This is a genomic window from Actinomyces bouchesdurhonensis (assembly GCF_963540955.1).
GTDB classification, from domain to species: domain Bacteria; phylum Actinomycetota; class Actinomycetes; order Actinomycetales; family Actinomycetaceae; genus Pauljensenia; species Pauljensenia bouchesdurhonensis.
Map to the genome: position 1 here is coordinate 25,919 of NZ_CAUTSL010000018.1, position 16,273 is coordinate 42,191.

The following is a 16,273-nucleotide window of genomic DNA, read 5'->3' on the forward strand; positions in this document are numbered from 1 at the left end:
CGCCAGTTCACTAATTTTTTCGGTTGCGTCCCCCGCATCGATAGAAGACACATCAATCTCAGTGAGTCCCACGAATTCCCCTTCGACCTGTGAATAGCGTCGGATGATCTCACGCAGAGCTTGTTCATCAACACGAAAATTACCCCGCGTCACAATGCACCGTCCACGCCCGCCATGACATTTGAATCATCAACGGCAGCATCGAAATAGATGACGTCGTACGGCATAGCGGACTCAAAGTCGGACAGGCGTTCAACGGGATACACAGCCCACGCCTGTTCCTCACCCAGCCGATCGTACAAGCGGTCCAGTGCGGTATAAACCAGCAGAGCAGTACGACCGTCGGACAGGTGGTAGAACTGGATCATGGTCCCTGCGCTCGTGTCACGCGTCTGAATGGGTAGGTAGACGTAGGGAGGGATGATCATTCCCCCAGGCCCACGATAGCGATCAGCATCGCTCATTCTTCAGCACTCCTTCACGTGAGAGACATAGCTCACCTAACTTAACAGCTGGTCATACTTTCTGCAAGAGACTCGGATTGTTTTCCGTTCCTGCAAACAAGGTCCCCGACCTCGTCCATTCACGAGGCCGGGGACCAGTATGCGCGAAACCAGGCGTTAGCTGACGGTTATCTCGACCCCCCTGCTCTGGACGAGGTTCGACAGGGAGTCAACGAACTGGGCGATGATCTTGCGGTTGCGACCGTTCTGCATGAGGTTCGGCATGCCCTTCGTCGTGCAGGTGACCTCGACGACGACGCCCTGTTCGCTCGGGACGAAGCCGACAACGATGCGCTCACCGTATGAGGTGAAGGTGAGGGGCGTCTCGAAAGTGACGAAACGGGAGTTCATGTCGGCGCCCGTCAGGGTCGCCTTCTTGACCATCGGAACGGCTGCCATCGCCGCCTGGAACAGCTGCTCGTATGGGACAGCATACTGGAATGCTTGTCGTGTTGAACTCCAACCCATGAGTGTCTCCTTATGAACGTGGTTGACGTGTCGCCCACTGCGCGAGGCTCACGCGCGTTCCCTTGAACAAGGGAGCGCCCTCACGCACGAATGAGCGCTCCTCAGTATAGCGCCGTGCGCGCATGGCCCCTTCCAGCTGGCCCAAAGTACCCAATCGCCTATTCGCGTCGCTGTTATCAGCCGACCCACCTGTTCCCGCATGTGCCGCAAGCAACCCCACCTGTACAGACACGCGCGCAGTACCTCCGTACCGTTAGAGGAGAATCCCACCCGAAAGGGGAACCATGACCGTCGAAGCAATCATCGTCCTCGGAATCGCCGCCGTGTGCTGCATCCTCCTGACCAACAGATTCAACCTGATCGGCCCGGTACTCCTCATCGCAGCCGGTGTGGGCGCTTCATTCATCCCGGGCACGGCCGAGGCCTCCCTCTCCCCCACGATCGTCCTGACGATCTTCCTCCCCTTCCTCCTGTACTGGGAATCCCTGTCGGTCTCGCTCGTGCGCATGAAGCGAGCACTGCGCGGCATCATCCTGTCCGCCACGGTCCTCGTCATTATCACCGCGGGCATTATCGCGGGTGTCGGCGTCGCCCTCGGTCTCTCTGGAGCCGCCCTGCTGATCGGAGCCTGCCTGGGGCCCACCGACGCGACGGCGGTCGCGTCTCTCGGCAAGGGCATCGCTCCCGCAGGCCGCACGATCCTCCAATCCGAATCCCTCCTCAACGACGGAACCGCCCTGGCGATCTTCGCGATCGCCCTCAGCATCGCGGACAACGGTCAGAGCGTCACGACATCGAACGTGATCACCCAGTTCGCGCTGTCCATCGGCGCAGGCGCGGGCGCGGGCCTGCTCTGGGGCCTGACCTTCACGACGCTCCTGCCCCGCATCATCCGCATCGACAACGACCCCCTCCTGGCTGTCCTGTGCACGATCGTCTCGCCTTTCGTCGCATACTTCGCCGCGGAGGAACTCCACGGCTCCGGCGTTCTCGCCGTCGTCACTGCTGGCGTCGTCTCCTCATGGCGCGGTGTCGGCACCCACATGGTGCACCTGCGTGCCTTCGGCCGCCCCTTCTGGACCGTCACGACCTTCCTGCTCAACACCATCCTCTTTCTCATGGTGGGCGTCTCCCTGCCGGGCATCATTTCCGGCATTCCGCAGGCAACGCTCACCCGCGCTCTCATTCTCATCCCCGCGATCTATGTCGCGATGGTCCTTGCCCGCTTCGTCGGGCACCACTCGATCATTTTCGCGATCCGTGCACTCGATCGTCGCCCGCAGCAGCGCGAGCGACGCACGAACTTCCGTAGCCGCCTCGTCACGACGGTCGCGGGCTTCCGCGGCGCCATCTCCCTCGCCATGGCCGTCTCCATCCCTTTGACCTTCGGGGAGAGCACCTACGAGGAACGAGACATCATCGTGCTGGTCGTCGCCGGCGTGACCCTCCTGTCCCTCATCATCCAGGGCATCGCACTGCCTGTCGTGGTGCGCTGGGCCGCCCAGGCTCCCACGCCCTTCCTCGAGATGAATGCGCGGGCCGAGGCCGGGGAAACACAGGTTGTGGGCGCCACTGTGCGCGACCTTATCGAAGAGATCGATTCGCTCGCCAGCAGCGTGGACGTCACAGACGCAGACACGATCGAGCGCGTGCGCGCAGACTACCTCCAGCGCATGCACAACCTGATGATGAGCGGCGATTTTAAGGAATACAGAGCCTACGCTCCCGACGAGCTGCGCCTACGCCTCGCCTGCTTGTCCTTCCTGCGCAACGCAGCTTTCGAGCAGCGCCGCGCCGGCAACATTGACGACTCCAGCTTCGAGTACATTCGCGATAGCCTCGACATAGAAACCCGCCACATCGAGGGGCCCCTCGAGGTCGAGTAATCGCGCAGGCACCGACGCCACGATCAACGAATAGAGAGAGTGAGTGCCCGGACGGTCCATCCGTCCGGGCACTCACCGCGTCATGGATGTTGTTCTCGATCCCGTCAGGAACGCGGCTCGTAGGGGCCAACCGCGACGGACGCGATGTTCTGACACACTCCCAAGGAGAGGAGGAGACTGGTCGACCCGCCGCCATTCGCGTCCGCGATGTCAACTCGGTCGGTATTTTCGGCTGTACAACCGTCGACGCCATCCACAGACTCCGCTGTGAGCGTCACTCCGACTTGCCCACCCTGAGGGATCGTGTACACATTGCCGGGATCCTCACCGTCACGCACTGCCTCCGACACCGTGGCACCACCAGAAGCGAAGGACACCTGCGGGAAGCCACTAATCCAGCACGGAGTCCCCTCGTTCGTGAACGTCAGCTCCACGTACGTGGTCGTACCGATCTGCTGATTGCTAGAGACGACGGGCTGCAGGTTCGTCAAATCACAGCGCGCCTCGTTATCGCTCACGTCCACGTCGGGCGCCTGATTCCCCCTATCAGTGGACGTACTCTGGGCCGCCTCACCGCTCTGCCCGGCCTCCCCGCTCTGCGTAGGCACCGCGCTAGAGGAAGCCGAAGCACCCGGCGTCGCAGGCGAGGACGTCGCCCCCGACTCAGGCTGGCCGCCCTTCGGGGAGCAGGCGCCGACGCCCAGGACGAGGGCGGACAGTGCGGTCACGGCAAGGAAACGTCGCGTGTTCATCATGCGACCATCCTATGAAAGCGACGCGGGGGCGCTCTTCGCCACGCCGGTCGTTACGAACTGGTGACAAGCGGCGCCCGCCATGCGAGCGGCAGGCCACCCCGGCCTCGTCGATTCCCGATCCGCTGGCGCAGGCGAGGAACGACGCCCTCCCGCGACCACTCAGCGGCCAGAAACCGGCTCAATCTCGACAGGGGCGACATCCATTTCATCGAAAGACACCAGGCGGTCCTTGCACACCAGGTGGTATCCCCACCACACGACTCCGAAGAGAGGCAACCCAATGTAAGAGGACGCGACCTCCCAGACCTGGCCGTGAATTACCGCCTCGTAGTTCTGCCCTGCCATAACCACCAGGCACATGATGAACGCGATGATCGGACCCACCGGGTAGAACGGTGACCGGTACGGCAAATCTTCTAAGCGGTAACCCTGAAGCCAGTACGCGCGACGGAATCGAAGATGACTGACCGCGATCCCAAGCCACATGATGATGCCCGAAATGCCAACAATATTGACCAACCAAATATAGGCATCGTTAAAGACCAGCTGCGTGAGGAAGCCCAACGCCGCCGTCACCGTCGTCACCGCCATCGCATAACCGGGCACTCCGCCCTTCGTGACACGCGCGAAGATGGCGGGCGCCTGTCCCTTGAGTGCCATCGAGTGCAACATTCGCGAGGCCGCGTACAGGCCCGAGTTCCCCGCCGATAGGATCGACGTGAGGATGACGGCGTTCATGACGGCCGCCGCCGCGCCGATCCCCATACGCGCGAACACGAGAGTGAAGGGAGACTGCGCCACGTTGTTCGCGCTGTCGTCGGCGGCGCTGAGCAGGCTCGGATCCGTGTAGGGCAGCAGCGTTCCGATCACCGCGATCGCGCCAATGTAGAAGAACATGATGCGCCAAAACACCGTGCGGATCGAGCGCGGCACGTCCCGGCGCGGATTCTCCGACTCGCCAGCGGCCACGCCGACCAGCTCGGTCCCCTGGAATGAGAAGCCCGCGATCATGAAGACAGCGATCACCCCGACAAAACCGTTATGGAAGGGAGCATCGCCGGTTGTCCAATTCGACAGGCCCGGGGAGTTCGTCCCCATGACGCCCGCGATCATGAAGATCCCGGAGACCACAAAGACGACGACGATGACGACCTTAATGGCGGCCAACCAGAACTCGGCCTCACCATAGACGCGCGCCGACAGGGCGTTGAGGCCGACGACAATCACCAGGAACACGACGGCCCAAATCCACGAGGGCACGGACGGGAACCAGTAAGCCATCACCAGACCGGACGCCACCAGGTCCGCGGCCACCGTCACCGCCCAGTTAAACCAGTAGTTCCACCCCATGGCGAATCCGAACGACGGGGAGATGAACTTCGTGGCAAAAGTCTGGAAGGAGCCAGCGACCGGTTGGTGGGCGCTCATCTCGCCCAGGGACTGCATGAGGAGCAGCACCATGAGGCCGATCGCCGCGTAAGCGAGGAGGGCGCCGCCCGGGCCGGCGTTCGCGACCGTCGCACCGGAAGCCAAGAACAGGCCAGTGCCGATCGCACCACCGATAGCAATCATCTGCATGTGGCGCGACGCCAAGCCACGCTTGAGCTGTGTGTTGGAGCGCTGACGGACGTCGTTAGCAATGTCATCGGGAGTGGGGGTGTCCATGAAGCGGTTCCTCATCTGTCGATTGTTCCCCCCAATAGTAGTCCCAAAATCTTATGTCATGGTTGGAACGTTCTTTCCTTGATCTTTACGAGGCCGTGGATGGGTCACGCATGTCAGCTGCAGACGGGCGCTCACATCACCGCGGAATCTCAACACTTTTTGCGCAACGTACGACGTTGAAGCGCCGGTATCGCTTGTCGTTTCTTCGCTCCCTAATGTTCCTTATCCGGCGCACCCGCATCCGGGCGAGATGAGCGGAACACTTCACGGCCTCGCACATGGTCTGCGCCCGCACCGCGCACGGTCGCTACACTGTAACCCTCACCGCGACAACGAAGGAGGACACTTATGACGCACTCACTCGTCAGCATCGGCTGGATGCTGCTCGCTCTCGTTCTGTCGGCTGCCATCGGCCTCGAGCGTCAGATTCGTGGCAAGAGCGCGGGCATCCGCACCCAGGCCATTGTCGGCATGACCGCGTGCCTCATGATGCTGATCTCCAAGTACGGCTTCTCCGACATCCTGATGGACGGCATCACCCGCTACGACCCCTCGCGCGTCGCCTCCCAGATCGTCTCCGGCATCGGCTTCCTCGGAGCCGGCATCATCCTGACCCGCCACGGCGCCATTCGCGGCCTGACGACGGCCGCAACGATCTGGGAAACCGCTGCAATCGGCATGGCGTGCGGTGCGGGCCTGTGGTTGCTCGCCATTGCAGGCACCGCCTTGCACTTCATCGTCATTGCTTTACTGACCCCGCTTGTTCAGTTCATTCTCATGCGCACCCACGGCCACAAGGTCACGCTCAGCGTCCATTACACGCCGGGACATGGGGTTTTATCCACGCTCCTCACGCAGGTGAGCGCTCTCGGATGGTCGGTATCCGGCGTCTCTACACGCACCGATTCCGCTCGTCACTCGTCCACCGCCAGGTTCACTGCATCGACGCGGCAGGACCTTTCGCGCTCAATGCTTGTCACTACTCTCGCGGACCTTGATGGTGTCGCCGGCGTCGACGCCACAGACGACGACGACGAGTAAAACACAAGAGAAGGAGGGACTCGCGGTTTCATCCGCGAACCCCTCCTTCATGCCCTCAGGCTCTCAGCGCATCACGCTTGAGGACCGAAAGGGTTGTTCAAGGGTTGACCGCCCTGCTGGGGCTGGCCGTACTGGCCCTGCTGGGGCTGACCGTACTGACCCTGCTGGGGCTGACCGTACTGACCCTGCTGGGGCTGACCGTACTGACCCTGCTGGGGCTGACCATACCGAGGCTGACCGTACTGACCTTGCTGGGGCTGACCGTACTGGCCCTGCTGCTGGCCCATCTGAACGCCGGCGAACGCGCCGCCAAAGGCATTCGGATTGTTGATCGGCGCGACCGCGCCGGACTTCAGTTCCATGAGCAGGAAGCCGCCCGCAACGCCGAGCGCGATGGAGAACAACGCCAGCATGTAGGCGCCGAAGCCCGCGTTAAGGTAGTGATCAGTAGCCGCGCGAATGAACTGGACAACACCAAGCAACGCCATCACAAGCGCGCCGATGCCCGCCGAGAGGTACGCCCACTTCTGGTTCGTGAACCAGTAAGCGACCCCCAGGCCGACGACAGCCATCAGCATGATGAGGTGGAATGCCGAATAGCCGCCCATCCAGCCGAACATCGACACGCTGCCATAGGAGCTACTGAGGTAAGGCAGGAGCATCGAGAAGAAGATCAGCACCGCCGACGCCGCGATACCGATGAGCGAGTAGGTCGCGCGAACGGAACGTCCGCTCACCTTACCGCTTTCGTTGGCGACTGCTCTCTGGAATTGATTGAACGCCGAATTGGCGGCAGCGCCGAGCTGCTGAGTAGCGGCGTTGAACTGCTGGCCAGCACTCTGTCCGGGCTGACCGTACTGCTGGCCCTGCGGGGCGCCGTACTGGGGCTGACCTTGCGGGGCGCCGTACTGGGGCTGGCCCTGCGGGGCGCCGTACTGGGGCTGACCCTGCGGGGCGCCGTACTGGGGCTGACCCTGCGGGGCGCCGTACTGGGGCTGGCCCTGCGGGGCCGTCTCGGTGGCAGCGTGTTGCTCAGCGAGTCCTGCGGTGCCCTTGTCGCTAGTGTCCTCGTTAATCGAGCGTTCGACTTCCTCATTCGAAGTGGCGACCGTGTCGTTCGTGGGTTGCTCGACCGGTGCCGCAGCCTCGGAAGATTCCCCGGCTGCGGGCTGTTGCGCGGCAACCGTGGCTTCAGCGGCGGGCGCCTGGGCGGGGACGACCCCGTGCTGGGCCAGCCACTCCCCCAGCGCCGGGTACAGCGACGGGTGGGTTGCGACGTAGGGGCGCAGGTCAGGACGCGCGGCTGTGATGTCCGCGAGGTCCTGCGCAGTCAGCGCCGGATTGCTCATGTCAGCAGCGGTAAGCTGCGACGGATCGATGGTGCTCATCTGTATTCCTCTCGCACCCGAAAGTGCACTTCCTGATGGCGAACAGCCAATTGTATCGTGTGACGCACACGCCTGGTCAAGACGTTCACAGGGCGGGACGCGAGGGAAACAAAAGACCCGGCCCCTTACGGGACCGGGTCTGTGGTGGTAGCGGGGACAGGATTTGAACCTGCGACCTCCGGACATTGGCTGTCGGTGCTGTATTTGCTGGTCTCGCTGCACATGCTGCATTTGCTGTATGGCCTCCGAGGCTTTGAGCTTGTTCGTGAGCTCGCGCCGTCGCGGGCGCTCATCCTTGGTGGATATGGACAAAGATCACATCTTGACGAAGCCGGTACCGGCCGAGTGGGCGGCTGCTCTGGAACGGTGGGAGCTGTATCTGCGAGCGGGTGGCCGCAGTGAGCGCACGGTCGAGACGCGCATCAGGCACGTGCGGCAAGTCGCTCGGGGCCTTGGCACGGCGTCACCTCGCGACGTGGATACGGACACGCTCATGCGATACCTGGGGCGTCAGCGTTGGGCTGCCGAGACCCGGCACGGATACTACGAGTCATTGCGCCTCTTCTATCGGTGGCTGTATCCGAAGGGTGGTTCACCTGCCGAGTGGCTACCCGTGGTCCCCAGGCGTCCGGGTGCTCCACGTCCGGTGCCACTCGATGTGCTGCATGAAGCGGTCGCTGCCGCTGATCGCCGCACCAGGCTCATCTTGTGCCTGGGAGCATGTGCGGGTCTGCGGGCCTCAGAGATTGCCGCTGTTCATGGCCGAGATGTCCTCGATGACGGGACTGGCGTATCCCTCATGGTCGCGGGGAAGGGCGGGCGCGTTCGTCGGGTGCCTCTCGCGGATTGGCTGGCAAGAGCTGTGGTGGCCGCGTGTAGCGGTGGGGGCGGCTGGTGTTTCCCATCGAAGTACGGCGGGCATCTGTCGGGTGCGCACGTCTCTAAGCTCGCGGCCGTCGTGTTACGGGATGGGTGGACTCTCCACACGCTGCGACATCGGTTTGCGACCTCCGCGTATTCGGCCGAGCGGGATCTACTGGCGGTCCAACGACTATTGGGGCATGCGAGCGTGGCGACAACGCAGCGGTATGCGGCCCCTCCCGAAGACGCCCTGCGCCGCGCCGTTGAGGCGGCCGACATCCGCAAGTACCTGCAATGACAGCAAGACCGGCAACGCTGTTATTGCTGGCCTCTGTTTTCCTTCTAATTCCAACAAAATCAAAGGAGAAGATCATGGATGACTACGTCTCCGCAGAAGAGCGCTGCGAGTCGGCGGACGTGGCATACGAGGCGGTGGAGGGCGCCGTCGAGGCAGCTTCGCGGGCCCTGAAGGAGGTCGACGGGGCATGCAAAGCCACGCCCGAGGGCGGGGCAGTCGGAACCAGGATCGCGCATGAGGCGGTCACCGTGGCGCTCGTCGAGTTGCACGACGCCCTCATAGCCCTCGAAACCATCTGAACGGAAGGAGAAACCAAAATGCTAGTTATTTCGATTACGAACCAGAAGGGCGGGGTCGGCAAAACAACGACAACGTACCATCTGGCGCGGGCCGCGTCCCGACGGAATCTAAGAACGCTGGTCATCGACCTGGATCCGCAGGGGAACTTGTCCGATTCGCTCACGGAGTTGGAGGAGAAGCAAGCGGGGATGGCCGATGTCCTCTCGGCTTCCTCGTCTTACTGCCTCGATGAGGTGGTCGTGGAAACCGCGTGGAACGGCGTCTACCTCGCGCCATCGGGAGGGGACGCGCTGGCAGTGATGCGCAACGAATTGATCACATCCGGCCCTGGCCGCGAAATGCGATTGGCGGAGGCTTTGCGGCGACTCGACGGGGCACCGTTCGATCTGGTGTTGATCGACTGCGCTCCCGCCCTCGACGCCTTGACGACGAACGCGTTCACAGCCGCGGACGGCGTCCTGGTGGTCACGCAGTCCAGGCTCTACTCGGCGACCGGCCTGGCCCATCTCCTCGACGCCGTCGAGGCGGTACGGGCCTACTACAACCCGTGTTTGTCGGTGGTCGGTGTCCTGGTGAACCAACACCGGGCGAACACCAGTCAGGGCAAGCACTGGAACAGTGAACTGGCCAGCGCATGCCAAGCGCGTGGCCTCGCGCTACTCGACCCCCCGGTTCCGGACAGGGTGGCGATCTCCGACAGCTCCGAGGCGGGAGTGGGCCTCGACGATTGGCCCGGCGCCCCTGCGGAGCTGGTGGACGTGTATGACTCGCACTTGGCCGCCGTGGTGGCCGCACTGGGAGGTGTTGGGGCATGAGTGCCCGTCCGATGCGCAAGAAATCGGCCCTGACCGGCGGCGCCGCCGCGGTGATCGCCCCCGCAGCCCCCGTACCGCCAGCCGCGCCCGCCCCTGGGGCCGCCCGGGCCGCAGCGGTGGAGAGGCTCACCGTGCGGGTGCCTTCCCATCTCATGGGAGAGGTGCGGGCGGCGTGGTGGACGACGGCGCCGACCACGGGCGTGCGGTCGATGAGCGCGTGGGTGATCGAGGCCCTGGAGGCGCACCTCGCGTCTGAGCGGGCCGCGCACAACCAGGGCCATCCGTTCGTGCCGGTCGGCCCCGGAGAGCTGCCGACGGGGCCCCGCCCCTGAATGACAGCAAGTACAGCATGTGCGGCATGGCCAGCAACGCATGCGTTGCTGGCCATGCCGTCAGGCGACGTGGTTCATGCCGACGATAAGTGCGCGGCGCATGTACTCGCTGCGACTCAGGCCCCGTTCGCTGGCGGCGGTATCGATCTGGTCTTTGACCTTCTGGGGGACGCGGAACTGCACCAGGGGCGAGTTCTCGCCCTTCTCATCCCCTAGGCGCGGACGGCCGCCGCGGATCGCGTCGGTGGCCTCGTCGAGCGAGGCGGCCCCCGTGGCGTCGAGGATGTATTGGAGGGCATCGGCGCGGTCGGCGTCGGTGGCCTCGACGAGGGTGTAGTCCCCGTCGTCGAGGCGGTCGAGGAACTCGGCGGGTGTGTGTGCGGTCATGGTTCTTCCTTCCTTATAGTCCCCGGGTGAATTCGTCACGCGCGCGCATCGCGTGGAAGATGTAGAGCCCCCGGGGACTGACTCTCTCGACTCCGATCTCCAGGTACTCGCGCGCCTGCGGGTGGGGTTTGCCGATGTACATGATGAAGTCGGGATGCCCGTCGCGTCCCCGCATGCGGATCTGACGCACATGGTTGGCGATGGCCCCCATGATGTCCTCGACCGGGTAGTGCCGTTTGAGGGCGTCGGGGTGGAACGCCACTCCATGCCCGGTTTTTCGGGTGCTGACTGTTTCATCCGCCATACGTTTAGTGTACTACAATACTGTTACACAGTCGAGCGGGCGGCCTGGTGGTCGACGTGATCTTGACATCGATCGTCAAGATCTACACAAACTATGAATGTGATCACATTTTGGAGATGGCGCGTCGTATTGTCGCACGGGAAACACCGAGGACTCTTGCTGTGGCTGCGATGCTGTGTCCCTGGGCATGGAGTTGTCGGGCGCTCGTCTTCTGTTCTTCTGTGAGTGCCGGCGGCCGGCCGATCCGCCGGCCGGCGGCACGGGCAGCGTCGAGGCCGGCGCGTGTGCGTTCGCTGATGAGGGTTCGCTCATACTCCGCGAACGCACCTGCGAGTTGGTAGAACATACGCCCCAGGGCTGTTGAGGTGTCGATGCCTTCGGTGAGGCTGCGGAAGTGGATGCCGCGGGTGTGGAGGTTGTCGAGCGTCTCAACAAGGTCAGCGAGGGAGCGTCCGAGGCGATCGATGCGCACGACGACGAGCGTGTCGCCGCGACCTAGGCTGCGGTTACACTCGGCCCATTGTGCGCGTTCCATGGTGGCGCCGCTGGCGTGTTCGATGTAGATGGGGTCGCACCCGGCGCCACGTAGCGCCTCGACTTGGGAGGTGGGGTCTTGATCGTTGGTGCTCACTCGCGCGTATCCGGTGATGCTCATGGCCACAATCGTATAGGTCTAGTTCTGGCCATATCCTTGTTTTGGCCAGGGTTTTTAGACTACTCTAGCGGGGAATACGTAGTATTCCCCGCGCGTATGGCCAAAATCGGTCGTTTTTGGCGCATAGTGGGGCCGCTTTGTTCTCACCGCCCCTATCTGTCCCTCCTGATGCGCATCGTTGTTTCCCTATCTGTTGGTTTTCCAAGCCATGGATAGAGACCCCAGCGGTTGGTGAGTTGACGTGCTCAACGTCGGCGCTTTCCCCAGCCATGCTCTCAGGGTTGCTTGTTTCTTCGTTGGCAACTGTGTGCAGGCGCGCGTAGCGCGGCTGTGCACAGGCGGCAGTAACTCGACGCTCATGGGGCCGCGTGCGTGCGCTCCGTGATCGCCCATGGCGCTACATATGCTGCATTTGCTGTCTATACCGTATACGGCTATCGGTAGTGGCGATTTCCGTCTCCACACAGACCGAGGGCGTACCCGACGATAGACAAGAATGCGACGAGCGATGCAGCCCAGAGCGTGGCGCGAACGATGAGTGCGAGAATGCGAACGGCGCAGCTCACGCCAGTGAGCGTCCAGCCGAGCGCTCGGCTTGCACCGTTGACGATCGCGCGTGTGCGTGAGCTCCACATGCGGGTCTGGCTCCACGCATACGCGGCCGCAGTACTGAGAACGATCGCGAATAGTGTGATTATCGGCCGCGTATCGGGTAAGAGGAACCAGGCTGCGGCCGCTGTGGGGATGAGGATCGGGAGCGCCTTTCCGATGGGCACGGCCCGGGGTGCAGGTCGCATGATCAGCCTCCTTGCTTGATGCATTCATTTGTTCGGCAGTGTATGGCTGCCCATCGTCGTTTGTGTCCGCGCGGCCCCGGCACGTCGTGCCGGGGCCGCGCGGAACTCATGCCCAGTCGGGTGCGTCTGGCCATGCTTCGGCGTCGTCGTCCGGGATTGGCTGGGGCTGGGGTACTGTATTCGCTGTATTCGCTGGTTTTGCTGGTTTTGCTGGTTTTGCTGGTAGCCCTGCGATTTCTTCGTCGGTGAGCGCGTTGATGTGGACGCGCTCGATACGGGTGTCAGCGTCGGCGGCGTTGATCGTGCCGCTGGGCACCTTCACCACGAGGTATGCCCCACCCTGCGGCAAGCTCTTGATGTCGTTGGGATGAAGGATGAATTCATCAACTTCCCGGAGGCTGCCGACGCCGCTTGCGGCGTGCATGCCTCCGAGGGCATCCCAGTCATCCTCTACCTGGACGGTCTCTTTCCAGGTGAGGCGGCTGCCGATGTCCCGGGCGATCGCGTCTGCTGCCTCTCCCCTGGTCTGGCGCAACACGAGCCAGACGTTGGCGTTTGTGCGCACGCTGGCCGCAAACTGCGGGCTAACGGCTTCGAGGTCGGCGTCGAGGTCTTGCGTAGCGAGGAGGACAGCTCCGCCTGCTGATCTGGCGCGTGCGTACAGGTCGGCGACTCTGGGGGTGCCGAGGGCACTGAATTCGTCGAGGATGACGGGGCACATGTGCTCCTTTCCCCAGCCGTCGCGTGCGAGGCGTCCGAACGTCGCACACAAGTCTTGCACTGCGAGCGTGCCGATGGTTCGCGCGATTTGGGGTGTGCCTGCGGCGTCGAGGGAGAAGCACACGATGTCCCCGGCGCGAATCGCGTTCTCCATCGTGAACCCGCTGGCGTCGAGGATGTGGCCTGCGGCTGTGTCGACGATGACGGCGACGCGGTCTCTCACATCGCCTACGTCGCCCTCGTTTTTCGCGGCGTCGAGGTCGGCCAGGTAGCGCGTGAGCGACGCTGCCACGGCTGGGGACACGTATGGAGTGATGCTGCGGAGCGTGTCGAGGTTGAGGAGGTCGGTCACGTCGGCCAGGCTGATCTGCCAGGTGCCGCCCCCGACGCGAGCGACGCGGGCGTCGGCGAGGTCGACGCACACGCGGCACGCCTGCTGCAACAGTCGTCGTGACAGGGTTGCGTAGTGCATGTTGAGCGATTTGTCGGCCGCGAACAACGATTCATACAATGCATCGGACATTTCGTCGGCGGTGAGTCCTGCGAGAGGATTGTACGTGCTACTCATGGCATCGACGGTGACGTGGTAGAAACGGCGGCCACTCTGGGCGGCGACTACGGCGAGGGTGGAGGCGAGGTCGGGGTCGGCTTTCATGTCGACCACAACGACGGGTAGGTGGAGCGCGCGGGCGGCCGGGGCACCGGTGAACCCGTAGATGATGCGTTCCAGGGCTTGGGTTTTACCGACGCCGGTCGGGCCAATGACAACGCCGTGCGTGCGGAATGCTGTGGCGTCGAGGTTGACGGGGCGGGCGGCTTCGTTGACACCAATCGGCACGTTGAGGTTGCTTACTGTCGCGACGGCACGCGCATTGGCGACGGTCGCGCGTTGGCGGGCCTTCGCGCGGCGTACACGTTTGCGCGTGGCGGGGCGCTTGGCACGAGCTCGTGGTCCCGCGTCGTCGTCGTTTTCGCGCCAGGTGGCGTCGAAGCGCCTGCGGTAGGCGAGGAAAATGCCTGCGATGAGGATTCCGGCGCAGGTCGCGAAGGGTAGCTGCATGACTGCCCATGTCTGCCAGTTCGCAGCGAGTACCTGGCCTGGTGTGGAGGCTTCAGCGCTCGGCCCGTTGATCCTGAGAGCATTAATGAATGCGTCAAGGAGCTGGGTGCCAGCCTCCCGATAGGTCCTTAAGTAATCAGCGCACCACCCTGCTGCCCACCCAGACGCGCATGCGGCAATGCCCGTGAGCGGCAGGACCCAGGTCGGCATTCGACGTACCCAAGGAATACGGCCACACAGGATAACAACCAGGGCGATGAGCGTTGTTATTGGGTTGAGGAAACAAGCGATAACGAACCCTATTCGCAGGGCGGCCGTCGAGTCGTCGACGGGGCCGCCGCGCCCGAATCGTAGCTGTGGACTACGTGCAGAATTACTCATGATTGATCTCCTTTCGAGTCATTCATAATGGTGTTGAGTGGGAATACTGCAATTGGTCGGCCGAGTCCACGTGATTGCAGAACAGTGTTGGCTTCCTCGCATGCGCTCGACACCACGGGATGCGATTCTGGCGTCGTCAGGTAGACGCCCATTCGGTAGTGCTGCGAATAGCCGTACCCGTGCATGAGGTGAATGAGCCGTCTCTTATTCTTTGGTGTCCATTCGACTTCGTAGCCAACGCGTTGTCCGTCGTCCCCGCTGATCATGTCCGGCCAGGCGTACCCTTTGGTTCCATTGGCACGGGTAATCGGAATGGCGTAACTGTTTGACTCCGGGTCGAAGCTCAGGGCGCGTGCCTCGCGCTCTGAGATGAGACCGGGGCGGTCTCCTCGACGTGCAAGTGCCAGGTAGACATCGACGCATGCGCAATCGTGAGCGTATTCAGCAAGCTTCACCCCAACGCCTGCGCCGCCCTCAACGCCCATAAAGCTCGCTCCCTCGTCTGAGAGGTAATGCACCTGCGATTGACCGACGACGCTTTGTGAGCAAACGAGGCCAATTTCTCGTAGCTTAGAGAGCCGACGTGATGTGTATGCGACAGCCGTTGCGCGACTCTGGTTTGGGAATACTTCGCGACGGAGTGTTTCGACCGGGACAAAACGGAATTTTGCGAGCAATGCGAGAATGCGTTGATCCGCGTCGCTAATTGCCATGACTTACGCTCCAAGAGTGATCAATGAATACTAATTTTGCAATATGTCTAACGCTACATGACTTATGTTGTTGCATGTGGACATTTCAGAAATTTTTATATTTATTGCGACACGCTACGGTGCGCGCTGCCTTGGCCTTCCTTCCCTCTTCCTTGCCCTGCCTTCACTACCTTTCTTCTCCTTATCCCCATACTTCACACCCACCTTTCTTCTTCTCCTGCCCTGCCGGACCCCGACCCCCCTCTCACAATGCTTGTCGTTGGGGGAGGGGGGTCGGGGTCCGGCAGGGCAGGTTTGCCCAGCGTTTCCCGTGGGTGTGAGTACAAAGCGGATTGTACTGGTGTTACACTCTGGTTTGTATGCAGGTTTGTAGTGATGGCAGGGGGCAGGTTTCGTTAGCTAGCGACTAGACGAGCGGCGGGTTGCTAGCTGTCATCGCGCGGTACATGCGCGTCGTCGTATTCGGCTCCCCAGGCCCTTTCGACCGCTTCTTCAACCAGTTTATAGAGCGATGTTTGCTCTTTCCATTTCCTCCATTGGAGGATGTTATAGGTGCGTTCGCTGATGTCAGCGTTCATCGCTCGCGTGACGCCCCTTGATGGTTTGTATTCTCGTTTTGATTCCATGATGTCCTTTCACTGGTAGTGTCGAAACTGCATGTTCTTGTTGCGTCCGTAGATGGCTTCGATGTTGATGCCCGTCTCTGGGCTATCTGCTGAGACCATTTGTCCATTGCCAATGTAGATTGCGACGTGATCGATTTCGCCGCCTCCAAGGCTCCAGAAAACGAGGTCTCCGGGTACTGCTTCTGCTTCTGTGACTTGCCGCCCAAACGTTGCTTGCTGTGCTGATTGGTGTGGTAGCTCGATGCCGAGTTGGCGCATGAATGGGCGGTGTCAATGGGTGGTAGCAATGAGTTCGTTGAATGCTTCTGTTGGGGTGCG

The 16,273-nt window shown here is 62.3% G+C and carries 19 protein-coding genes; 6 read left to right on the top strand and 13 right to left on the bottom strand.

The features are described 5' to 3' along the window. Positions 1–149: 149 nt before the first annotated feature. Both RYL44_RS04650 and RYL44_RS04655 read right to left on the bottom strand, forming a co-directional pair. Positions 150–464, bottom strand: a complete 315-nt coding sequence (locus tag RYL44_RS04650) for an SAV_915 family protein (protein ID WP_276740051.1) — start codon at positions 462–464, stop codon at positions 150–152. 156 nt (positions 465–620) lie between these two features. Further along, the gene (locus RYL44_RS04655) at positions 621–971 is read right to left on the bottom strand and encodes a hypothetical protein (RefSeq protein WP_073982980.1); all 351 of its coding nucleotides are present in this window, start codon (positions 969–971) and stop codon (positions 621–623) included. A 284-nt stretch (positions 972–1,255) separates the two neighbouring features. Between RYL44_RS04655 and RYL44_RS04660 the strand changes: the two genes are divergently transcribed. Then, on the top strand, positions 1,256–2,857 hold the full coding sequence (locus RYL44_RS04660; RefSeq protein WP_314975229.1) for a cation:proton antiporter: 1,602 nt from the start codon (positions 1,256–1,258) through the stop codon (positions 2,855–2,857). 104 nt (positions 2,858–2,961) lie between these two features. On the opposite strand, the gene RYL44_RS04665 is transcribed toward RYL44_RS04660, so the two are convergent. Together RYL44_RS04665 and RYL44_RS04670 are read right to left on the bottom strand one after the other, a co-directional pair. Further along, positions 2,962–3,612 carry a DUF4232 domain-containing protein gene (locus RYL44_RS04665; protein ID WP_073982982.1) on the bottom strand — a complete coding sequence of 217 codons (651 nt, stop codon included), beginning with the start codon at positions 3,610–3,612 and terminating at the stop codon, positions 2,962–2,964. A gap of 159 nt (positions 3,613–3,771) precedes the next feature. After that, on the bottom strand, positions 3,772–5,277 hold the full coding sequence (locus tag RYL44_RS04670) for an amino acid permease (protein WP_314975237.1): 1,506 nt from the start codon (positions 5,275–5,277) through the stop codon (positions 3,772–3,774). A gap of 348 nt (positions 5,278–5,625) precedes the next feature. Between RYL44_RS04670 and RYL44_RS04675 the strand changes: the two genes are divergently transcribed. After that, entirely contained in the window at positions 5,626–6,318 is a 693-nt protein-coding gene (locus RYL44_RS04675; protein WP_314769613.1) for an MgtC/SapB family protein, read from the top strand. 71 nt (positions 6,319–6,389) lie between these two features. On the opposite strand, the gene RYL44_RS04680 is transcribed toward RYL44_RS04675, so the two are convergent. After that, complete coding sequence (locus RYL44_RS04680; RefSeq protein WP_314975230.1) at positions 6,390–7,706, bottom strand: proline-rich domain-containing protein; 1,317 nt, start codon at positions 7,704–7,706, stop codon at positions 6,390–6,392. A gap of 322 nt (positions 7,707–8,028) precedes the next feature. Between RYL44_RS04680 and RYL44_RS04685 the strand changes: the two genes are divergently transcribed. From RYL44_RS04685 to RYL44_RS04700, 4 genes are all read left to right on the top strand, one after another. Then, entirely contained in the window at positions 8,029–8,865 is an 837-nt protein-coding gene (locus RYL44_RS04685) for a tyrosine-type recombinase/integrase (protein WP_276740005.1), read from the top strand. A gap of 74 nt (positions 8,866–8,939) precedes the next feature. Further along, positions 8,940–9,164, top strand: a complete 225-nt coding sequence (locus RYL44_RS04690; protein WP_276740002.1) for a hypothetical protein — start codon at positions 8,940–8,942, stop codon at positions 9,162–9,164. 18 nt (positions 9,165–9,182) lie between these two features. After that, the gene (locus RYL44_RS04695; protein WP_314975231.1) at positions 9,183–9,980 is read left to right on the top strand and encodes a ParA family protein; all 798 of its coding nucleotides are present in this window, start codon (positions 9,183–9,185) and stop codon (positions 9,978–9,980) included. Next, positions 9,977–10,312: a hypothetical protein gene (locus RYL44_RS04700; RefSeq protein ID WP_276739996.1), complete on the top strand. Its 336-nt coding sequence runs from the start codon at positions 9,977–9,979 to the stop codon at positions 10,310–10,312. The genes RYL44_RS04695 and RYL44_RS04700 overlap by 4 nt, the downstream gene beginning before the upstream one ends. Positions 10,313–10,372: 60 nt before the next feature. Here the strand turns inward: RYL44_RS04700 and RYL44_RS04705 are convergent, their stop codons facing one another. From RYL44_RS04705 to RYL44_RS04740, 8 genes are all read right to left on the bottom strand, one after another. Next, entirely contained in the window at positions 10,373–10,699 is a 327-nt protein-coding gene (locus RYL44_RS04705) for a ribbon-helix-helix domain-containing protein (protein ID WP_276739994.1), read from the bottom strand. A gap of 13 nt (positions 10,700–10,712) precedes the next feature. After that, on the bottom strand, positions 10,713–11,003 hold the full coding sequence (locus tag RYL44_RS04710) for a hypothetical protein (protein ID WP_276739991.1): 291 nt from the start codon (positions 11,001–11,003) through the stop codon (positions 10,713–10,715). 103 nt (positions 11,004–11,106) lie between these two features. Beyond that, a complete protein-coding gene (locus RYL44_RS04715; protein ID WP_276739988.1) occupies positions 11,107–11,658 on the bottom strand; it encodes a recombinase family protein in 552 nt (183 codons plus the stop codon). A 434-nt stretch (positions 11,659–12,092) separates the two neighbouring features. Next, complete coding sequence (locus RYL44_RS04720) at positions 12,093–12,455, bottom strand: hypothetical protein (RefSeq protein ID WP_314975232.1); 363 nt, start codon at positions 12,453–12,455, stop codon at positions 12,093–12,095. A gap of 106 nt (positions 12,456–12,561) precedes the next feature. Further along, a complete protein-coding gene (locus tag RYL44_RS04725; protein ID WP_314975233.1) occupies positions 12,562–14,616 on the bottom strand; it encodes a type IV secretory system conjugative DNA transfer family protein in 2,055 nt (684 codons plus the stop codon). Further along, the gene (locus RYL44_RS04730) at positions 14,613–15,329 is read right to left on the bottom strand and encodes a hypothetical protein (protein WP_314975234.1); all 717 of its coding nucleotides are present in this window, start codon (positions 15,327–15,329) and stop codon (positions 14,613–14,615) included. Before RYL44_RS04730 ends, RYL44_RS04725 begins: the two co-directional genes overlap by 4 nt. Positions 15,330–15,754: 425 nt before the next feature. After that, positions 15,755–15,955 (bottom strand): hypothetical protein, encoded by a 201-nt coding sequence (locus RYL44_RS04735; RefSeq protein ID WP_314975235.1) that lies wholly within the window; start codon positions 15,953–15,955, stop codon positions 15,755–15,757. A 9-nt stretch (positions 15,956–15,964) separates the two neighbouring features. Further along, a complete protein-coding gene (locus RYL44_RS04740) occupies positions 15,965–16,213 on the bottom strand; it encodes a C40 family peptidase (RefSeq protein WP_314975236.1) in 249 nt (82 codons plus the stop codon). Between the last annotated feature and the right edge of the window lie 60 nt (positions 16,214–16,273).

Coding starts and splice junctions, on each gene's coding strand:
- RYL44_RS04650 (WP_276740051.1), bottom strand. CDS start 464: ATGAGCGATGCTGATCGCTATCGTGGGCCTGGGGGAATGATCATCCCT.
- RYL44_RS04655 (WP_073982980.1), bottom strand. CDS start 971: ATGGGTTGGAGTTCAACACGACAAGCATTCCAGTATGCTGTCCCATAC.
- RYL44_RS04660 (WP_314975229.1), top strand. CDS start 1,256: ATGACCGTCGAAGCAATCATCGTCCTCGGAATCGCCGCCGTGTGCTGC.
- RYL44_RS04665 (WP_073982982.1), bottom strand. CDS start 3,612: ATGATGAACACGCGACGTTTCCTTGCCGTGACCGCACTGTCCGCCCTC.
- RYL44_RS04670 (WP_314975237.1), bottom strand. CDS start 5,277: ATGGACACCCCCACTCCCGATGACATTGCTAACGACGTCCGTCAGCGC.
- RYL44_RS04675 (WP_314769613.1), top strand. CDS start 5,626: ATGACGCACTCACTCGTCAGCATCGGCTGGATGCTGCTCGCTCTCGTT.
- RYL44_RS04680 (WP_314975230.1), bottom strand. CDS start 7,706: ATGAGCACCATCGATCCGTCGCAGCTTACCGCTGCTGACATGAGCAAT.
- RYL44_RS04690 (WP_276740002.1), top strand. CDS start 8,940: ATGGATGACTACGTCTCCGCAGAAGAGCGCTGCGAGTCGGCGGACGTG.
- RYL44_RS04695 (WP_314975231.1), top strand. CDS start 9,183: ATGCTAGTTATTTCGATTACGAACCAGAAGGGCGGGGTCGGCAAAACA.
- RYL44_RS04700 (WP_276739996.1), top strand. CDS start 9,977: ATGAGTGCCCGTCCGATGCGCAAGAAATCGGCCCTGACCGGCGGCGCC.
- RYL44_RS04705 (WP_276739994.1), bottom strand. CDS start 10,699: ATGACCGCACACACACCCGCCGAGTTCCTCGACCGCCTCGACGACGGG.
- RYL44_RS04710 (WP_276739991.1), bottom strand. CDS start 11,003: ATGGCGGATGAAACAGTCAGCACCCGAAAAACCGGGCATGGAGTGGCG.
- RYL44_RS04715 (WP_276739988.1), bottom strand. CDS start 11,658: ATGAGCATCACCGGATACGCGCGAGTGAGCACCAACGATCAAGACCCC.
- RYL44_RS04720 (WP_314975232.1), bottom strand. CDS start 12,455: ATGCGACCTGCACCCCGGGCCGTGCCCATCGGAAAGGCGCTCCCGATC.
- RYL44_RS04725 (WP_314975233.1), bottom strand. CDS start 14,616: ATGAGTAATTCTGCACGTAGTCCACAGCTACGATTCGGGCGCGGCGGC.
- RYL44_RS04730 (WP_314975234.1), bottom strand. CDS start 15,329: ATGGCAATTAGCGACGCGGATCAACGCATTCTCGCATTGCTCGCAAAA.
- RYL44_RS04735 (WP_314975235.1), bottom strand. CDS start 15,955: ATGGAATCAAAACGAGAATACAAACCATCAAGGGGCGTCACGCGAGCG.
- RYL44_RS04740 (WP_314975236.1), bottom strand. CDS start 16,213: ATGCGCCAACTCGGCATCGAGCTACCACACCAATCAGCACAGCAAGCA.